Raw genomic sequence first — 18,276 nt, 5'->3', positions numbered from 1 at the left:
TACTATGCGTAACTTCACGGTCATTTTTATCCTTGGTGGAATTTTACTTTTTCCGTCCATTGTAAAAGCCCAAGGAATCAGGGGCAAGGTAATCAATGAAAAAGGAGAAGCCCTACCTTTTGCTTCTGTTTATGTTCGGAATCTGGGAGAGGGAATACCCACCAATCTCAATGGAGAATATGAGCTCAGGCTAAAAAAGGGAGTTTATGATGTGGTCGCCCAATACCTGGGCTTTGCTACCCAAGTGCAGACTGCTGTGGTCTTAGAGGATTGGGTCAATCTTGATTTCACCCTAAAGGAACAGGTTTATGCGCTGCAAGAGGTTACCGTCAAAACCAATCAGGAAGATCCTGCCCTGACCATCATGCGCAAGGCCATCTCCAAGGCCAAATTCCATAGATTGCAGGTGCAGGAGTACAGCATGATGGTTTACCTGAAAGGAACAGGTAAACTTACCAATGCACCTTTTTTCCTAAAGAAAGAACTAGAAAAAGACGGCTTCAAACTCAATGAAGCTTATACCAGCGAGTCGGTTTCTCAGGTTACTTTCCGCCAACCCAATACGGTTGAGGAAAAAGTCATCAGCATCCGAACAAGTGGAGACGACAACAACATCTCGCCTGCCCCTTATCTGGCCACGAGTTTTTACAACCCAAAAATCAATGAGGCCATCTCCCCTCTGTCACCCTCTGCCTTTGCCTATTACCGCTTTAAATATGAGGGCTCCTTTATCGAAAATGATGTAATGGTCAATAAAATCAGGGTTACTCCCAGATCAAAAGGGGAACGGGTTTTTGAAGGGCATATTTACATCATCGAAAATCTTTGGGCCATCCATAGCCTTGACTTGACTACCTCTCTGTTGGGATTCCAGATAGGTATCAAACAACTCTACCAACCGGTAGCTGAAAATGTCTGGATGCCCTCTACTCATACTTATACCTTTGGAGGGAAAATTTTCGGCTTTGCAGGAGAGTACCAATATCTGGCTTCCACAAGGGATTACAAAGTCACCCTCAATCCTGACCTGATCGTGGACACCAAAATCATTGATGAAAAGGTCGATGAAATCCCTAAGGATGTAATCAAACTGGACAAAAGCCTCAGCAGCCTGGAGCAAATGGCCCAAGCGGACAAAATGACCAGAAAAGATTTCCGAAAGTTGGTCAATACCTATGAAAAGGAAGCGCTCAAGGAAAGAGAAAATGTTGAAGTGATATCCGAACGGAAATACAGTATTGACTCCCTTGCCACCAAAAGAAGCCTTTCCTATTGGGACAGCATCCGGCCGGTCAAACTCACAGAAGCGGAAATCAAAGGATACAGGAGAGATGATAGTCTTGCAGTAGTAGAAGCTGCCAAAAAATCAGAAGTGGATTCTGTGGCCAAGCAATCCAGAAGAAAATTCCAGCCCATGGAAATCCTTACCGGCGGCAGGTATTACTTTGGTAAGGGCAGGTCTGCAGGCTTCCATTCCAATATGAACCGTCTTTCCTTCAATACAGTGGAAGGCTTTAAATTTGGATTGGCAGGATTTTATAGAATAGAAAAGTCCACCAAAATGGCCGATTCGGTCACTAACCATGTGCGTTCCTGGAATTTCAGACCGGAATTCAGGTATGGATTCTCCAGCCAGCAGCCCTATGGCATGCTTGAAATACGGAGATCAATCACCAAAGGAGAAAAGGCACATAGTTTTGGACTGGGCGGTGGGAAATTCATTTATCAGTTCAATGCGGACAACCCCATCTCAGAGCAGGTCAACGCCTTTTACTCCCTGCTGCTCAGACAAAACTACATGAAGCTCTATGAACAGGATTTTGTAAAGGGATATTTTTACAAAAGGTTCAATGATGCGCTGACTTACAGGGGAAGTGTTACTTACGCCAATAGAAGCAGTTTAGAAAACAATTCAGATTTCAGTTGGTACAGACGTCCTGAACGGGTCTATACTCCCAATCAACCCGAAAATATCGAGGCTGATGTTAATGCTTTTCAAAACCACAGGGCATTGATCTGGCAAAACTCACTGGAATGGAGACCGGGATTGAAATACAGTGTTAGAAACGGAAGGAAAAGACCCGTCTACAGTTCTGCCCCATTGGTCAATGTGCATTACACCAAAGCCCTTCCTGGTTTTTTGAATGATCCTATGGCTGCAGACTTTGATTGGGTAGAAGCAGGAATCGAGCATTTCTTCAATTTTGGGGTAAGCTGTAAACTGGATTTCAACCTAAAAGCAGGCAGCTTCCTCAACAACAACCGGGTGTATTTCATGGATTTCAAACACTTTGGTGGAAACAGGACTATATTTGCCAATATGGGAGTGGCTTCGAATTACCGCTTCCTGGATTATTACCAATACAGCACCCAGACCGAATATGTGAGTGCCATTGTGCATTATCAGTTTAGAAAGTTTTTATTGACCCAGTTGCCGATGCTGCGTTTTTCCGGGGTTAGGGAAAATATCTTTTTCAATTACCTGAAAACACAGAACTCACCAGATTATTGGGAACTGGGCTATTCTTTGGATAACCTTTTCCGCATTTTCCGCCTGGAAGTGGGTGCAGGGTTTGAAAACGGCAATTACCAAAGGAGTGGTGTTCGCTTCGGTATTGCCAGCTTTATCAATATCAGCATTGATGACTGATTGAATCTTAGCCCCTTAAAATCTTTGTGGTATTTAGGCAGCAAAAACCGATTTGCAAATTCAAAAAACCTGTGCTACCTTAGCATTTGTAAGGTTTAATATCAATAAAGACAGTCAGCTCTTGGCTGGACTTTCTTTCACTGGGGCTTCTTTGAAGCCTTTTTTGGTTTTTAGACTTTCATATTTCTCCCTATTTTAGCCCCATAATTTGAAAGCATGTCCTTAGAAGTTATCCGACTGACCAAGATTTACGGCCAACAAAAAGCACTGGATGAGGTATCATTTACCGCAGAAAAAGGGCAGGTTCTGGGATTTTTGGGACCCAACGGTGCCGGAAAATCCACCACCATGAAAATTGCCACCGGCTATTTGCTGCCAGATTCAGGCGAAGTTAAAATCAATGGCATTTCTGTATTGGAAAAGCCAAAGGAAGTCAGCAAGTTGGTGGGCTACCTTCCCGAGCACAACCCCCTATACCTGGACATGTATGTGAGGGAATTCCTTTACTTCATTGGGGGCTTATACGGTCTTTCTAAACAAGCTTTGGATAGTAGGATAACTGAACTCCTTTCACTTTGTGGACTGGAAAATGAATCCCACAAAAAAATCGGACAGCTCTCCAAAGGCTACCGTCAAAGGGTCGGACTGGCAAAAGCTCTGGTCCATGACCCGGAAGTCATCATCCTGGATGAACCTACCACTGGTCTGGATCCCAATCAGTTGGTGGAAATCAGAAAACTGATCAAAGATGTAAGCCAAAACAAAACCCTCATTCTCAGCACCCACATCATGCAGGAAGTGGAAGCCCTATGTGATAAGGTGGTCATCATCAATAAAGGAAAAATTGTGGCCTCTGATCTGCTCAAAAACCTGAAAAAGGAAGCAGGAAAATCCACACTTTTAATTGAAGTGGAAGAAAAACTCGAACTGGAATGGTTTTCTAGTTTAGGAGAAGTATCATTTATAGAGGGAAACAATTCTTGTATGGCCATTGAAGTGGAAGACAGCGCTGTAGCCAGAAAAGAGGCCCTACAACTTTTACAGGAAAGAAACCTCAGCCTGGTGAGCATTCAATTGAAGGAGCGCAACCTGGAAAGTATTTTTCACCAAATCACCCAAAATAGCTGATATGCTTGCATTGTACTGGAAGGAAGTGAATGGATTTTTCAGTAACCTCAGTGGTTATCTGATCCTATCCGTTTTCTTGGTCTCCATAGGTTTGATTGTATGGGTATTCCCTGACACCTCTGTTTTGGAATATGGATTTGCAGACCTTGAACCCCTTTTCTTTTACACACCTTACGTTTTCATTTTTCTCATTCCGGCCATCACGATGAAAATGATTGCTGAAGAAAAGAAATCAGGAACCTGGGAACTACTCATGACATCCCCATTAAGCATCCGAAAAATTATCCTTGCAAAGTATTTGGCGGCCCTGACTTTGATCGTCATTGCCCTTTTGCCTACATTGATTTATTATTTCAGCATGGTAGAATTGGGAAATCCTCCTGGAAATATAGACCACGCTGGTTTTTTTGGTTCTTGGGTAGGCCTTGTCCTGATCAGTGCCGTATTTGCTTCCATTGGAATATTGGGCTCAGCCCTCACCTCTCACCAAATGGTAGCCTTTATCTGGGGGGTGTTTATTTCCTTCCTGATGTATTTTGGACTTACTGCTTTGGTGCAACTCAATGTCATGAGCCCTCTTGCTTTGTTCCTGGAAGAATTGAGTTTAAGCTTTCACTATCAAAGTATGGCCAGGGGAGTGATTGACGGACAAAATCTCGGCTACTTTATCAGTATCATCGTGCTGATGTTGGGATTAACGGGAATAATTATCGGAAAAAAATGAAAAAGGGCAAATTTTCATCCATTGGCAAAAGCCTTGCACTGATCTTTACGGTTATTGTGCTGATAGGAATATTGGTAAGGATTTTCCCGTTCAGGTTAGACCTAACAGAAGAAAAAAAGTACAGCCTGCACCCATCCAGCATCGAGGTTTTGAAATCACTGCAAGAACCGATCGAGGTAGAAATCCTCTTGACTGGAAAGCTGCCCGGAGGCATGCGCAGGCTTCAGCGGGCTATAGAGGAAACAGTCCGAACCTTTAATGCTTACAGCAAACAAAAGATCACCTTTTTCTATGAAGATCCCCTGACCCTACCCGAAGATATCAGGGAAGATTATATCGTAGGTTTGGCTGAATATGGGATCAACCCCACCAATCTGTTCATCACTGAAGATGGGGGACAGAAAAGCAAACTGATTTTTCCAGGGGTAATAGTCAGGACTGAGGAATTTGAGACAGGTGCTCTCCTTTTAAAGGGGGAAAAAGGAATGGGGCCTGATGAAATCCTGAACCAATCCATAGAAAACCTTGAATTTGAACTGATCCAGGCTATAAGGAAAGTGAGCATTGGTCAGGAAAAATCCATCGGAATGACCATCAGCCATGGAGAAATGACCGAGGATGATGGGTTTGGGATAGTCGAAGCTTTGGTAGACCAGCATGAGGTCTTTAAAGTTCCTTTGGCGGAGGCTACCAAAGCAGAAGACTTGGATCCTTTTGATGTGATTATTGTGGCAGGGCTTAAGGAGGCTTTCTCCGAAAAAGAAATTTATTTCTTAGACCAATACCTCATGCAGGGAGGCAATCTGATTTTCTTGGTGGATGCCATGGAATACAACCTGGCAGAGGCTGGAGGAGAAGGAACCATTGCCATGCCAAGAGAACATGGTTTGGACCAGCTACTATTCCGCTATGGAATCCGTGTCAACAAAGACCTGATCCAGGACCTGGATTTTGGCTACCATCCGGTCATTGCGGGAAATTTTGGGGACCAAGAGCAAATCATTCCCCTTCCTTGGCCATTTTATGTGGCCGCAGGAAGAATGGCAAAGCACCCAATTACCAAAGGATTGGATCAGGTGATGTTCAGGTTTGTCTCAAGTTTAGATACCGTAAAAGCAGATGGGATTAAAAAAACGCCATTGATTTTCGGTTCCGATTTCAGCCGCAAAATGCCAGCCCCTGTCAGAATAGCTTTTGAAGATATGTCCCGGGAGCCAAATCTCAATGAATTTGGTTCCAAAAACCTTCCTCTGCTTTATTTGTTGGAAGGAGAATTTACCTCCTTATTCAAAAATAGGTTTCTACCGGATGGAATCAATAAAACTTCTTTCCGGGAAAACTCCAGTGAAGGAAGGGTATTGGTAGCAGGAACCGGTCTTTTGTTTAAAAGTCAAAAGTCATTTATGGACGGAAATCCTTTACCCTTGGGAGAGGATCCCTTTAACAATACCCAATATGCCAACCGCCAACTGCTCCAAAATGCAGTAAACTACCTTTTGGAACCGGATGGTATCATGGCTACCAGGACAAAAGTCTTACAAATCAGACCATTGAACAAAATCAAGGTGCGGGAAGAAAAAACCAAATGGCAGGCTATCAATGTCTTGGCACCGGTTCTTTTCTTCATTGTCCTTGGACTAATTTGGACAGGGTTGCGAAAAAGAAAGTTCAGCAAATAGGGGATAAAGACACCAGCTTCATTTCAAATCATGTGCTTTATGCAATATTTCAAGGTTTTTTAACCCCATAAGGCTGCTTTTATAATTTTATTTATAAATTTACCCTGTTCAAAAAACAGCTAAAACATAAGCCCTTTCTATATGAAATTTATTGTTTCTTCTTCTGCCCTTTTGAAGCAGCTTTCAGCAATCAACGGCGTAGTCACCACCAATCCGGTTGTTCCTATACTGGAAAACTTTCTCTTTGAAATTAAGGACGGAAAACTGACTATTACTGCCTCTGATTTGCAGACTTCCATGATGACAGAAATTGACGTGGAAGCAAAAGAAGACGGAAACATTGCAGTTCCTGCAAAGATCCTGATCGAAACATTAAAAAACCTTCCGGAACAGCCCGTTACCTTCAGTATTGATCATGACACCTACAGTATTGAAATCAGTTCTGACAACGGCCGATACAAACTCGCTGGAGAAAATGCTACCGATTTCCCAAAAATCCCTACGGTGACCAATGCGACAGCAGTAGATATGTCTACGGAAGTCTTGAGCTCTGCCATCAGCAATACCATCTTTGCGACCAGCAATGATGAATTGAGACCTGCTATGACAGGGGTGTATATCAACCTGAGCAGCACCAATGCTACATTTGTGGCTACTGATGGCCACAGATTGGTAAGGTATAGAAGGGTGGACGTCGCTTCTGCAGATCCAGCGAGCCTGATAATCCCAAGGAAGGCGCTTAATCTTTTGAAGTCAACCCTGCCATCAGAAAACGTACCGGTATCTCTTGAATTCAATAACTCTAACGCTTATTTCAAATTCAACAGCATAAAAATGATCTGTAGGCTGATTGATGAGCGCTTCCCGGATTATGAAAATGTAATCCCTGTGGACAATCCTAACCACATGACCATTGACCGATTGGATTTCTTAGGTTCATTGAGAAGGATAGCCATCTATGCCAACAAAACCACCCATCAGGTAAGGTTGAAGTTGACAGGAAGTGAGTTGCAAATCTCTGCCGAAGACCTGGATTTCTCCAACGAAGCCAACGAAAGGCTTTCCTGTGAACATGACGGTGAGGATATCGAAATCGGCTTCAATGCCAAATTCTTGGTTGAAATGCTGAATAACCTGGACTCCAAACAGGTTACCTTGCAATTCTCTGCGCCAAACCGTGCCGGATTAATCGTGCCTTCAGAAACTTCAGAAAACGAAGACATCCTGATGCTGGTAATGCCGGTCATGTTGAACAATTACGTATAAAACCAACCAACCTAATAAGCAAAGCCCCTTGGCAAACCCGCCAAGGGGTTTTGCTTTTCCCCAGGGATTAATTTCACAATTAACCTATTGAATTCAGCTTGGTAAGAAATTATGCAAAATTACCTCAAATACTGAAATTTATTCGTCCAGTAGCTAGTTCCCGTTCAACCTGAGCTTGACAAAACGGATATTCTCCCTGTTCCAAGTGTAGCATAACACCAGATACCCTTCCTCAAAAATCAAGGAAGGATAAGAAAACTCATTGTCTTCGCTTCCATTTTCTATTACTTTCCTTATTGGCCAGGTCAATCCATTATCTTGAGAAATGGCCAATTCCATGGGATACCTTGCCCCCCAGTTCTTTCCGACAGGGTTAAATGCCAAAGCCAAGGTTTCTCCCTGAATTTGTGCCACATCTATCCCCGAATTGTTATTGGGCAAATCAATCAATTCCACCGGAGTCCAGGTACGGCCATAATCCTTGGAATCACTTCTGCCTATTTTACCTGTAGAGGTTCTCAGAAGCATGTGCACATTTCCAGGGGAAGATTCCCAAAGAGCAGGTTGGATGACCCCTTCCCCAGTAATTAGTTTTCTGTCCAAAATCAGGGTTTCAGAATTCAACCAACTTTCCCCCCTGTCATCAGATCTGTCTACAAAAGCATTCCAAACCCTTTTCTTTTCTATGGAAGCCGGAGCCAGCCAAGCACCATTGGATAATACCAAGATATGATTACGTACTGGTCCTCTCCCTCCTTTATCACCTGCTACCAATTCCTCAGGATCGGACCAAGTAACTCCCAAATCTTCTGAAAACATAACCCAGGTTTCCCAATCATCGATTTCTTTTCCCACCTTAAAATACAAATACAGTCTATTGTCCGGAGAAAGAAACAGCACAGGATTCCAATGGGGATCATTGCGGACTTTGATCAAAAGAGAAGGTACAGACCAGTTTCCAGGGCTTCCTTTGGACATCCAAATCCCTACATCATCATTCTTTTCATGGGATCCCGCAAACCAAACGATCATATATTTTCCAAATCCAAGCTTTTCGATGGAAGAGGCATGGCATTGGGCAAAAGGTTTATTTTCTTCAAAGACAAATTCGATAGTTTCGACATAAGGCTCTATATTCTCAAAAATCATGAACTGCGCATGGCAAAGGCCAGTACCAAGCAGAAAGACTAAAAGACTTAGCCGCAAAATTGCCATGTTTGAAAACTGTTTTATTAAAAATAACAAACTTGGTCTTCAAAAACAATGCCTTTCTTACCAAATGCTTAGGCTCAATGCCTTGAATGCTTCAGATTGGCAGTACCCCCACCAATTTTCCAAAAGCTCCTTACCATACTCTGTCAAATAAGCCTCAGGATGGAATTGCAGTCCCAAAATGGGCAGATTTCTGTGCGCTATGGCCATAATTTCACCAGCCTCTGTCTCCAAAAGTATCTCCAATTCTTGTGGTAAATCCCTCAGTTCCAAAGAATGGTATCTTGTCACTTTAAAGTTTTCGGGAATCCCCTGAAAATAGGGATGGGCGTTTTTCTGAAATACCAGGTGTACCTTTCCATGAACCGGTTGCCTGCCTTTCACCAAATTGGCCCCAAAATATTGACCTATTGCCTGATGACCCAGACAGATTCCTAAAACCGGAAGTTTACCAACAAACAGATCCAATATGGCCATCAGGTTTCCCGCCTTCTCAGGAGTTTCCGGACCAGGAGAAAGGATCAATGCCTCCCAATCCCGATCCATCAAAAGGGATGGATCTACATCATTTCTCACAATGTACAGGTCCATGCCAATTTGCCTAAGGTAATCGGCAAGCATATGGGAAAAAGAATCAAAATTATCAATCAACAGTACCATCTGCCGTGATTTTAACCATGGATTGAACTTTACTGATGGTCTGACTGATGATCGGGGTAAAATTGTCCAGCGCCCTGACCGCAACCGGAGCCATCGGTTGAATAAAAGCATAGGTTTTGGACTCTTTGGTCCATTCCTCCGTCACCTTAACTTCAAAGGCATTGGCAATCCAAATGAAAAAACTCAAAATAAAAGCAGTTTTGACAACACCCAAAATACCTCCGGCCAAACTGTCCACAGAGCCCAAAATGGTAAAATCCAATGTTTTTTTCACCAAATAGGCCAAACCCCTAATGATCAGAATGACGCCTAAAAAAATCATGATAAAAGCCACAAAGGGAAGCGCAAAAGTCAGTTCGGTAACATGCCCTGCCAGCTTTTGTGCCCCCCAGTCCATCAAATGGAAAGCCAAAATCAAGGCCAATACAAATGCCACAATAGACAGGATACTGATAAACAATCCCTGCCTATAGCCGCTGTAGGCCCCCAAGGCCAAAAAGATCAATATGACAAAATCCAGTATGGCCAAGTCATCAACCCAATAATGTTTTTACTTTTTGGGAAATCAGTTTTCCGTCTGCCTTGCCGGCCAAAGCCTTGGTGGCTGCCCCCATGACTTTTCCCATATCTTTCGGCCCTTCAGCTCCCACTTCGGCAATGATCTTTCTTAATTCTGCCTCTAACTCTTCTTCGGTGAGTTGCTTAGGTAAAAATTCATTGATTATTTCCAATTCCGCCATTTCCACCGCATAGAGATCCTCACGGTTTTGCTGCTTGTAGATATCCGCGGAGTCCTTGCGCTGTTTGGCTGCTTTGGTCAATAACTTAATTTCATCCTCCTGGGAAATTTCGCCGGACGTTCCTCCTTTGGTCTCTTCCAATAAAATCAGGGACTTGATTGCACGCAATGCCCTCAACCTGTCCTTGTCCTTGGCCAGCATGGCCTTTTTAATTTCACTTTCTACACTTGCCTTTAAACTCATTGTCTTGTTCTTTGTGTTATAGGTGTAAATTTGTACAAAATTACCTTTTAATTTAGGAAAATGACCAAACTCAGTGTAAATATTAACAAAATCGCCACCCTGAGAAATGCCCGTGGCGGCAACAATCCGGATGTAGTTAAGGTAGCCCTGGATTGTGAGCGATTCGGCGCAGAAGGCATTACCGTACACCCAAGGCCGGATGAAAGGCATATCCGCTATCAGGATGTCCTCGACCTGGCCCCTGTTCTGAGTACTGAATTCAATATTGAAGGCTATCCGGACAAACGCTACATGGAGCTCGTCCGAATGGTTAAACCGGCACAGGCAACCCTGGTTCCAGATCCCCCTAATGCCATCACCTCCAATAGCGGTTGGGACACCATTACCCATCAGGAAATGCTCAAAGATATTGTTGCCGAACTGAAAGAAATCGGAACAAGAGTTTCCATTTTTATCAATCCCGAAGCCAAATATTTTGAACCTGCCAAAACTACTGGCACGGACAGGGTTGAGTTGTACACTGAACCTTATGCCTCTCATTACCATCTGAACCGTGAAAAAGCAGTAAAGCCCTATGTGGAAGTGGCCCAAATTGCGAAAGAATTGGGTCTAGGCCTTAATGCCGGGCATGACCTGGACCTGCACAACCTAAAGTTTTTGAAGCAAAGTATTCCCTTCTTAGATGAAGTATCTATTGGCCATGCCTTGATCTGTGATGCCTTGTACTATGGCTTGGAAAATACCATTCAAATGTACAGGAGACAGCTTGAGGGCTGAGTGGGCGAAAGACTTTTGAAACAAAAGGATGGAGGAACTGGGAGACAGAGGGATAGGGAGACTGAGAGACTAAGGGGTTAAGAGTTTAAGGTTTTAATATTTGCAATGGGTAGCTGCTAATCGACAACTATCCATTTTCCTTAAACCAAAAACTGATTTTTAAACCTATAAAACTTGCTATTCAGGCATTTTAATTAATTTTGCGGGCTATGGCAAAAACTGAACAAACTGCGGAAAACGCGCAACTGAAAGATATTATTGCACACGCCAAAGAGTATGGCTTTGTGTACCCCTCTTCTGAAATTTACGATGGCCTTCAAGCTGTATATGATTACGGAGCTTATGGGGTGGAATTGAAAAACAACCTAAAGCGACTATGGTGGGAAACCATGACCCGTCTCAATGACAATATTGTTGGGATTGATGCAGCAATTTTTATGCATCCTACTACCTGGAAGGCTTCAGGCCACGTGGACAGTTTCAATGACCCCATGATAGACAATAAGGACAGCAAGAAGCGTTACCGTGCAGATGTCCTTATTGAAGAAAAAGCTGCCCAGTACGAACAGTCAGGAGACAAGGCAAGGGCACAGGAATTGTTGAGCGCCATGGCCAGGTTACTGGAAGCAGAGGACTTCGCCGGGGTACGCGACCTGATCATCAATGAAGGCATCGTATGTCCGATCAGCGGAACTGCCAACTGGACCGAGGTAAGGCAATTTAACCTGATGTTTTCTACCCAAGTGGGTTCCGTAGCCGAAGATGCTTCTACCATCTACCTGAGACCGGAAACAGCCCAGGGTATTTTTGTGAACTTCCTCAATGTGCAGAAGACGGCCAGAATGAAAGTGCCTTTTGGCATTGCCCAGATCGGTAAGGCCTTCAGAAATGAAATTGTCGCCAGACAGTTCATCTTCAGGATGAGGGAATTCGAGCAGATGGAAATGCAGTTTTTTGTCCGTCCTGGTTCAGAACTGGAATGGTATAAGGAATGGGCAGAAGCCCGAATGAAATGGCACAAAGCTTTGGGCATTCCCGAGGAGAAATTGAGAAGACATGACCATGAAAAATTGGCACACTATGCCAATGCGGCCATGGACATTGAGTATGAGTTCCCATTCGGATTCAAAGAAGTGGAAGGTATCCATTCCAGAACAGACTTTGACCTAAAGAGCCATCAGGAATATTCCAAAAAGAAACAGCAATACTTCGATCCGGAGATCAACCAAAATTACATCCCTTATGTGATTGAGACCTCTATTGGTGCTGACCGTCTGTTCCTGATGACCTTGTGCAATGCCTTTGTAGAAGAGGAAGTAGAAGGCAAACAAAGAACCTATCTAAAATTCCATCCTGCCATTGCCCCTGTTAAAGCAGCTATCCTGCCATTGGTGAAGAAAGATGGCCTTCCTGAAAAAGCAAAGGAGATTGTGGAAGCTCTGAAGTACGATTTCAATATCATCTATGAAGAAGCTGCTTCCATCGGAAAGCGTTATACCCGTCAGGATTTGATCGGTACGCCTTTCTGTATCGCAGTGGACCATCAGACTTTGGAAGACAATACCGTCACCATCCGACATAGGGATACCACCGAACAGGAAAGGATTGCAATCGCTGACCTACATGCCCGATTGACGGAAGCATGCAGCTTTAGAAGGATTTTTGAGAAGATTTGAAAAAAAAAGCCCTGAAAAACCAGGGCTTTTTACTTTCACTAGGGCTTATCAAAAAATATTATCTGAAAGATTTTAAGATATTTTGAAGATCAGATTTCTTGGACTCTCCATTGACAGTGAAATCTGTCCAAAGGTCGGCCCTTACTTGCCCTTCACCTTTTCCATCAGGCTCCAAAAACAGGGTCCAGGAATAAGTAGCCATGGCATGAAGATTTAAAGTTTTTTGCCTTGTCGCGCCGTTAATTGACCAGTCTCCCAATCCATCGACTTCCACGCCCTGCGCAAAGGTGAAGACCAACCGGGCATTTTCTAGGTTAACTTTAGGGACAAACGTAAAGGTTAAACTGCCGTCTTCATTTTCAATGAAACTAAAGGAATGATCAGCATAAATTCTGGCATTTTCCATTCCAAATCCTGAAGAGCTGAAACTGCTGCCTGCATTCATCTCCTCTGCTTCCGTACCTTTTTCTACCTGCGTGAAAGATTCAGTCATTTCACAGGAAAACATCATCATGCCTGCTACTCCTATCACGAGTACATTTTTGAATTTTGTGATTAAATTTTTCATGGTCTATTTGTAAAAAATGATAATTGATGGAACTAAGTTACGACAATTTTTTTTAAAAGCAAATTTTTGTATTTAAAATACGTTTTTTTGTTTTTCAATTTTCATTGGAACAGTGAAATCACAGTAGTAGTCAGAACCTAAAAAAGAAACAAGCTCCTTCTAGGCAAAATGGAGTAACTTTAAACTCTCTTAATGCTTATTTGTTAATACTTCATGTCCAAAAAAGCCATCGTCATCGGTGCGGGCATTGCAGGGCTTGCCGCTGCTGTCCGCCTTGCCAATAAAGGTTTTCAGGTTCAGGTTTTTGAAGCCAATGCCTATCCTGGAGGAAAACTTTCCGAAATTGAAATTAAAGGTTACCGATTTGATGCGGGACCTTCACTCTTTACCCTTCCCGATCAGGTTGAGGAACTCTTCCGAATTTCAGGAAAAAACCCATCTGATCATTTCCAGTATATCAAGCTTCCGGTAGCTTGTCATTACTTTTGGGAAGACGGAAATCAGGTTAAGGCTTGGGCGGATATCAATCAATTTGCCGATGAGGTGGAAACCAAATTGGGAGAACCTGCTGACAATGTCCGAAAGGCTTTGAAATCTTCAGCGTTTATTTATGATCACCTTTCTCCCCTATTTATGCACCGCTCTTTGCATAAACTGAATACCTGGACAAACAAGGAAGCCCTGAAATCCTATCTGAAAATGGGCAAACTGGGGATTTTCAGCACCATGAACAAAGCCAATGAAAAAAGATTTGTCCAGCCAAAAATGGTGCAGCTGTTCAACCGCTACGCCACTTACAATGGCTCCAATCCTTACCAAACTCCTGCCACGCTGAATATCATCCCCCACCTGGAGTTCAATATAGGTGCCTTTTTCCCAAAAAATGGAATGCATGACATTACCTTGTCCATTTATAGGCTTGCCCTGGAACTGGGCGTTGACTTTACTTTCAATGCCAAAGTGGATGAGGTTCTGGTAGATAACCATAAAGCCAGCGGGGTACTGGTCAATGGCCAAAAATACCTGGCCGATATCATTGTAAACAACATGGATATGGTCAATGCCTACAAATCTATTTTACGAAAGCAAAAACAACCCAAACTGTTGCTCAATCAGCCCAAATCCAGTTCTGCGCTGATTTTTTACTGGGGTATCAAAAAGAATTTTGCCGAATTAGACCTGCATAATATCCTTTTTTCTGACAACTACAGGGAGGAGTTTGAGCATATCTTCCATAAAAAAACCATCTACCATGACCCCACGGTCTATATCAACATCACTTCGGTCTACAAACCTGATGATGCCCCAAAAGGCTGCATGAACTGGTTCACCATGATCAATGTGCCCAATAACCAAGGACAGGAATGGGACAAAATGATCATTGAAGCAAGGAAAAACATCATTGCCAAAATCAACCGCATCCTGAAAACGGATATAGAATCCCTGATCGAAGTTGAAGATGTCCTCGAACCAAGGACCATAGAAAGCCGCACATCCAGTGCCAACGGGGCACTTTATGGCAATAGTTCGAATAATATGTACGCGGCTTTCCTCCGCCATGCCAATTATTCCTCAACGATCAAAAACCTCTATTTCTGTGGCGGCAGTGTGCATCCCGGAGGAGGGATTCCGCTTTGTCTGCTTTCAGCGAAGATCATGACAGAGATGGTGGAGGAGAATTTAGAAGCGAAATAGTAGGCTTACCAAATACTAAGTACCAGGTAATTTCGGATTTCGGAAGGCAGATTTCGGAAAAGATTAGGGAGTTTAGGAAAACAAGGGGCTCATTAAAATGGATCCCTCTTAGACAATTACTTCAGCAATCCCAATTCCGAAATTTGGAATCCTTTATCTTTTCCGTAAAACAAACACACCCATACTCCTTTGACCTTGGACAAGGACACTTTTGGCCGGCTCTATATACTCCAGTGCATAGCGGTCCATTATTTCATTTTCAAGTTTTGAAGTCAGCACAAAACGCTCTGAACCATCTGGAAGCAGGTAAACCCCCTCTCCCAAATGGGGAGAATTGGCCAATATATTCCCAGCATCTGTACACATCCGTAGAAAAAATATTCCTCCCGGTTTCAATATCCGCATCATCTCATCCATCATTTGGAAAAAATGGGTTTCCGAACGTGCAAAATGTAAAACTGCTGAGCTGATCAATGCGTCAAAAGCTCCCGAATGAAAGGGCATATCCTCCACAGATGCCTTTTGGAAGCGGTGCACATCATAATCCTTCTGTATGGTCTGGGCATATATCCTGGCCATCTGAATGGCAATGGGACTGGCATCGCATCCAAAAATCTGATACCCCTGATGGAGGAAATAAATGCAGTTCCTACCCTCCCCACATCCGGCATCCAATATTTTCATTTGCTTGTCGAACCTTCCTTTTAAAATTTGATCCAAAAGGTAAATATCAAGGTTACCCAATAGGGCGTTGAGTTCATTGACTTCCATCTTCAAATTCTTCTATGGCTTCCATCATTTTTTCCTTACCCACCTGTATCAATTCTTCTGCCCTATGGAATTCCAGTGTCCCTGCCTGTTCCCTGGATATCTCAATCAGAATATCCGTTCTATGCTTCTCGATGACCAATTCTGACAGTTTATCCTGAAGAAGGTCAAAAGAATAGTTGAGCAGCTCAACGGAACTCATCCCTTTATGCTTTACCTCCTTCTGTTCCTTTTCCCCACTGGAAAAATAGCTCGAAAATTTCTTTTGGTATTCTTTGAGCCAGGAAGGCAATTTGAGCGCAGGTTCTTTCTTACTTTGGTTATTTACTTTTACCAATGCATCCTTCGGCCCGTTTAGATCCACAGCAGCAATCAGTTCACCTAAATATTTATCTTCCAAAAGGTTAAACGGGATCGGGTTTAAAATTCCTCCATCTATATATTCATTTCTGCCAATACGTGCCGGCATAAGGACAGTGGGAATGGAAACAGAAGCCCGGATAGCTTCATAAAGACTTCCGGATTTAAAAACCTTCTCCTTTCCAGAAGGAATCTCGACGGCATTGCATCGGAAAGGAACGGCAAGGTCTTCTATATCACAATCCGCAATCAGTTTCTTCAATTCCCCAAATACCTTTTCCCCTTTGATGAACCCTTTACTGGACAAAGTAAAATCCATAAGGGAAAAAACATCAATCCTGTCAAGGTTACAGATCCAATCTTTGAATTTAGGCAGATGACCTGTAGCATAAATGCCTCCAATAAGTGCTCCGGCCGAACATCCTGCAATGGATACTATTTCAAACCCTTTCTCCTCCAGGGCCTCAATAGCACCGATATGGGCCATACCCCGAGCTCCACCACTTGAAAGTACCAATGAAACAGTTTTCTTACCCATAGTTAATTATCACTTTTAAAAAAAAAGAAAATACATACAATTTTGCAGGACGAATTTAAAGAAATATGAGCCAATTCAAACCTTTTCACCTTGCATTTCCTATTCGGGATATAGAAGAAACACGCGCCTTTTACGGAGACCTTCTTGGCTGCGAGATAGGCAGAAGTACAGATAAATGGATTGATTTCAACTTTTTTGGCCATCAATTATCAGCGCATGTCAGGCCGGAAGAACTTTCCCTGGCCAAAGCCAATGAAGTGGATGGTAAAAATGTTCCAGTCAGGCATTTTGGCGCAATTCTACCTTGGGATGAATGGCATGAGCTAGCAGATAAATTAACCAAGCACGGAATCGAATTTGTGATAGAACCCTATATCAGGTTCAAAGGTGAAGTGGGGGAACAGGCCACCATGTTTTTCCTTGACCCGGCAGGCAATGCTTTAGAATTCAAATCTTTTCAGGATGAGAGTCAGATTTTTGCAAAGTAATGCTTGCCAAAAACAGTGGTCATAAGATAAAATAAAAGAGAATGAGTTACAGCAATTGCTGTATCCGCCAGTTCTTTACTTGGCGGAGATTAAGCAGAAATTCATCATTATGTAAGAATTACACAAACCTACTTTTTTTGCTTAAATCATTCCCAGCAATTGACCATTAATAGACCTTTAAAGCCACCTATGTTTATTTCATTTCTTAGGCGAACGAAAGGCAGTAGCTTTCGGTTGAATAACTATCTGCTGAAGTTTGGGTTATATGCTAGGTAAACAAAAAAAAGGCATGTTGTACTATAAAACGTACCATCATCCTTCCAGTTCGGAATGGGTAGTATTCATCCATGGAGCTGGGGGATCGTCCGCTATCTGGCATAAACAGATCAGGGAGTTCAGAGAAGAATTCAATTTATTATTGATCGACCTCAGAGGTCATGGAAAGTCTGCCGGTTCATTCAAAAACATTTGGAATGAGAAATACACTTTTCAGGCAGTAACCAAGGATATCATTGAAGTATTGGACCATCTGTCCTTACCTCCTGCCCATTTTATGGGAGTCTCACTGGGAACCATCCTGACCCGTCAACTTGCAGAAATGGAACCCCAAAGGGTAAAGTCCATGGTAATGGCCGGTGCGGTCACCCAATTGAACATTACTTCGAGGATGTTGGTATTTCTCGGCAATACCTTCAAGTCTGTAGTGCCTTACATGTGGCTGTATAGTCTGTTTGCCTGGATCATTATGCCCAGGAAGCATCATGCCGAATCGAGGAACCTTTTCATCAGAGAAGCTAAAAGGCTCTGCCAAAAGGAATTCATCCGCTGGTTCAAACTGACCAAAGATGTCAACCCGCTTTTGAAATATTTCAAACAAAAAGACATCCATATTCCCACCTTATATGTCATGGGAGAAGAAGACATCATGTTTTTGGAACCGGTCAAGAAAATTGTTCAGGAGCATAAACTTTCAATCTTGAAAATTGTCAAAGCCTGTGGACATGTGGTCAATGTTGAGCAACCTGAGGTATTCAATCAGGTCTCTCTTCAATTCCTTAGAAATCAAAATCAAACTCTATACATTAATTCTTTGGATTCATAAAG

At 42.9% G+C, this 18,276-nt stretch carries 17 protein-coding genes; 10 read left to right on the top strand and 7 right to left on the bottom strand.

Annotation, left to right across the window (positions count from 1 at the left end; all coding sequences use genetic code 11):
- Positions 1-4 precede the first annotated feature (4 nt).
- From BC751_RS07445 to dnaN, 5 genes are all read left to right on the top strand, one after another.
- On the top strand, positions 5-2,650 hold the full coding sequence (locus BC751_RS07445; RefSeq protein ID WP_130274995.1) for a DUF5686 and carboxypeptidase regulatory-like domain-containing protein: 2,646 nt from the start codon (positions 5-7) through the stop codon (positions 2,648-2,650).
- Between the two features lie 216 nt (positions 2,651-2,866).
- Entirely contained in the window at positions 2,867-3,778 is a 912-nt protein-coding gene (gldA, locus tag BC751_RS07440; protein ID WP_130274994.1) for a gliding motility-associated ABC transporter ATP-binding subunit GldA, read from the top strand.
- 1 nt (position 3,779) lies between these two features.
- Positions 3,780-4,502 carry a gliding motility-associated ABC transporter permease subunit GldF gene (gldF, locus tag BC751_RS07435; protein WP_130274993.1) on the top strand — a complete coding sequence of 241 codons (723 nt, stop codon included), beginning with the start codon at positions 3,780-3,782 and terminating at the stop codon, positions 4,500-4,502.
- Positions 4,499-6,181 carry a gliding motility-associated ABC transporter substrate-binding protein GldG gene (gene gldG, locus BC751_RS07430; protein ID WP_130274992.1) on the top strand — a complete coding sequence of 561 codons (1,683 nt, stop codon included), beginning with the start codon at positions 4,499-4,501 and terminating at the stop codon, positions 6,179-6,181. Before gldF ends, gldG begins: the two co-directional genes overlap by 4 nt.
- A gap of 141 nt (positions 6,182-6,322) precedes the next feature.
- The gene (gene dnaN / locus BC751_RS07425; protein WP_130274991.1) at positions 6,323-7,447 is read left to right on the top strand and encodes a DNA polymerase III subunit beta; all 1,125 of its coding nucleotides are present in this window, start codon (positions 6,323-6,325) and stop codon (positions 7,445-7,447) included.
- Between the two features lie 153 nt (positions 7,448-7,600).
- Here the strand turns inward: dnaN and BC751_RS07420 are convergent, their stop codons facing one another.
- The 4 genes from BC751_RS07420 to BC751_RS07405 are packed head-to-tail and all read right to left on the bottom strand — an operon-like array spanning position 7,601 to position 10,302.
- Positions 7,601-8,662 (bottom strand): sialidase family protein, encoded by a 1,062-nt coding sequence (locus BC751_RS07420; RefSeq protein ID WP_130274990.1) that lies wholly within the window; start codon positions 8,660-8,662, stop codon positions 7,601-7,603.
- A 57-nt stretch (positions 8,663-8,719) separates the two neighbouring features.
- Entirely contained in the window at positions 8,720-9,319 is a 600-nt protein-coding gene (locus BC751_RS07415; protein WP_130274989.1) for an anthranilate synthase component II, read from the bottom strand.
- Positions 9,303-9,848, bottom strand: a complete 546-nt coding sequence (locus tag BC751_RS07410) for a CvpA family protein (protein ID WP_130274988.1) — start codon at positions 9,846-9,848, stop codon at positions 9,303-9,305. Before BC751_RS07410 ends, BC751_RS07415 begins: the two co-directional genes overlap by 17 nt.
- Positions 9,849-9,852: 4 nt before the next feature.
- Positions 9,853-10,302 carry a GatB/YqeY domain-containing protein gene (locus BC751_RS07405; RefSeq protein ID WP_130274987.1) on the bottom strand — a complete coding sequence of 150 codons (450 nt, stop codon included), beginning with the start codon at positions 10,300-10,302 and terminating at the stop codon, positions 9,853-9,855.
- Between the two features lie 60 nt (positions 10,303-10,362).
- On the opposite strand from BC751_RS07405, the gene BC751_RS07400 reads away from it, so the two are divergent.
- Complete coding sequence (locus BC751_RS07400; RefSeq protein WP_130274986.1) at positions 10,363-11,079, top strand: pyridoxine 5'-phosphate synthase; 717 nt, start codon at positions 10,363-10,365, stop codon at positions 11,077-11,079.
- 209 nt (positions 11,080-11,288) lie between these two features.
- On the top strand, positions 11,289-12,755 hold the full coding sequence (locus BC751_RS07395; RefSeq protein ID WP_130274985.1) for a glycine--tRNA ligase: 1,467 nt from the start codon (positions 11,289-11,291) through the stop codon (positions 12,753-12,755).
- A gap of 58 nt (positions 12,756-12,813) precedes the next feature.
- Here the strand turns inward: BC751_RS07395 and BC751_RS07390 are convergent, their stop codons facing one another.
- Positions 12,814-13,323 (bottom strand): hypothetical protein, encoded by a 510-nt coding sequence (locus BC751_RS07390; protein ID WP_130274984.1) that lies wholly within the window; start codon positions 13,321-13,323, stop codon positions 12,814-12,816.
- 213 nt (positions 13,324-13,536) lie between these two features.
- On the opposite strand from BC751_RS07390, the gene crtD reads away from it, so the two are divergent.
- A complete protein-coding gene (gene crtD / locus BC751_RS07385; RefSeq protein ID WP_130274983.1) occupies positions 13,537-15,018 on the top strand; it encodes a 1-hydroxycarotenoid 3,4-desaturase CrtD in 1,482 nt (493 codons plus the stop codon).
- 153 nt (positions 15,019-15,171) lie between these two features.
- On the opposite strand, the gene BC751_RS07380 is transcribed toward crtD, so the two are convergent.
- Entirely contained in the window at positions 15,172-15,789 is a 618-nt protein-coding gene (locus tag BC751_RS07380) for a methyltransferase domain-containing protein (protein WP_130274982.1), read from the bottom strand.
- Positions 15,776-16,684 (bottom strand): patatin-like phospholipase family protein, encoded by a 909-nt coding sequence (locus BC751_RS07375; protein ID WP_130274981.1) that lies wholly within the window; start codon positions 16,682-16,684, stop codon positions 15,776-15,778. The genes BC751_RS07380 and BC751_RS07375 overlap by 14 nt, the downstream gene beginning before the upstream one ends.
- A gap of 65 nt (positions 16,685-16,749) precedes the next feature.
- Here BC751_RS07375 and BC751_RS07370 point away from each other — a divergent pair, with 65 nt between their 5' ends.
- Positions 16,750-17,172: a VOC family protein gene (locus tag BC751_RS07370; RefSeq protein WP_130274980.1), complete on the top strand. Its 423-nt coding sequence runs from the start codon at positions 16,750-16,752 to the stop codon at positions 17,170-17,172.
- Between the two features lie 289 nt (positions 17,173-17,461).
- Positions 17,462-18,274, top strand: coding sequence for an alpha/beta fold hydrolase (locus BC751_RS07365; RefSeq protein WP_130274979.1), 813 nt, complete (start codon positions 17,462-17,464; stop codon positions 18,272-18,274).
- The last annotated feature ends 2 nt before the right edge of the window (positions 18,275-18,276 follow it).

This window comes from Cecembia calidifontis (assembly GCF_004216715.1).
GTDB classification, from domain to species: Bacteria; Bacteroidota; Bacteroidia; order Cytophagales; family Cyclobacteriaceae; genus Cecembia_A; species Cecembia_A calidifontis.
Note: the sequence above shows the minus strand (reverse complement) of the source record. Positions and strands in the feature narration are given on the sequence as shown.

What these genes read in the sequence shown, in the direction of transcription:
- BC751_RS07445 (WP_130274995.1), top strand. Translation starts at nt 5, where the DNA reads ATGCGTAACTTCACGGTCATTTTTATCCTTGGTGGAATTTTACTTTTT.
- gldA (WP_130274994.1), top strand. Translation starts at nt 2,867, where the DNA reads ATGTCCTTAGAAGTTATCCGACTGACCAAGATTTACGGCCAACAAAAA.
- gldF (WP_130274993.1), top strand. Translation starts at nt 3,780, where the DNA reads ATGCTTGCATTGTACTGGAAGGAAGTGAATGGATTTTTCAGTAACCTC.
- gldG (WP_130274992.1), top strand. Translation starts at nt 4,499, where the DNA reads ATGAAAAAGGGCAAATTTTCATCCATTGGCAAAAGCCTTGCACTGATC.
- dnaN (WP_130274991.1), top strand. Translation starts at nt 6,323, where the DNA reads ATGAAATTTATTGTTTCTTCTTCTGCCCTTTTGAAGCAGCTTTCAGCA.
- BC751_RS07420 (WP_130274990.1), bottom strand. Translation starts at nt 8,662, where the DNA reads ATGGCAATTTTGCGGCTAAGTCTTTTAGTCTTTCTGCTTGGTACTGGC.
- BC751_RS07415 (WP_130274989.1), bottom strand. Translation starts at nt 9,319, where the DNA reads ATGGTACTGTTGATTGATAATTTTGATTCTTTTTCCCATATGCTTGCC.
- BC751_RS07405 (WP_130274987.1), bottom strand. Translation starts at nt 10,302, where the DNA reads ATGAGTTTAAAGGCAAGTGTAGAAAGTGAAATTAAAAAGGCCATGCTG.
- BC751_RS07400 (WP_130274986.1), top strand. Translation starts at nt 10,363, where the DNA reads ATGACCAAACTCAGTGTAAATATTAACAAAATCGCCACCCTGAGAAAT.
- BC751_RS07395 (WP_130274985.1), top strand. Translation starts at nt 11,289, where the DNA reads ATGGCAAAAACTGAACAAACTGCGGAAAACGCGCAACTGAAAGATATT.
- BC751_RS07390 (WP_130274984.1), bottom strand. Translation starts at nt 13,323, where the DNA reads ATGAAAAATTTAATCACAAAATTCAAAAATGTACTCGTGATAGGAGTA.
- crtD (WP_130274983.1), top strand. Translation starts at nt 13,537, where the DNA reads ATGTCCAAAAAAGCCATCGTCATCGGTGCGGGCATTGCAGGGCTTGCC.
- BC751_RS07380 (WP_130274982.1), bottom strand. Translation starts at nt 15,789, where the DNA reads ATGGAAGTCAATGAACTCAACGCCCTATTGGGTAACCTTGATATTTAC.
- BC751_RS07375 (WP_130274981.1), bottom strand. Translation starts at nt 16,684, where the DNA reads ATGGGTAAGAAAACTGTTTCATTGGTACTTTCAAGTGGTGGAGCTCGG.
- BC751_RS07370 (WP_130274980.1), top strand. Translation starts at nt 16,750, where the DNA reads ATGAGCCAATTCAAACCTTTTCACCTTGCATTTCCTATTCGGGATATA.
- BC751_RS07365 (WP_130274979.1), top strand. Translation starts at nt 17,462, where the DNA reads ATGTTGTACTATAAAACGTACCATCATCCTTCCAGTTCGGAATGGGTA.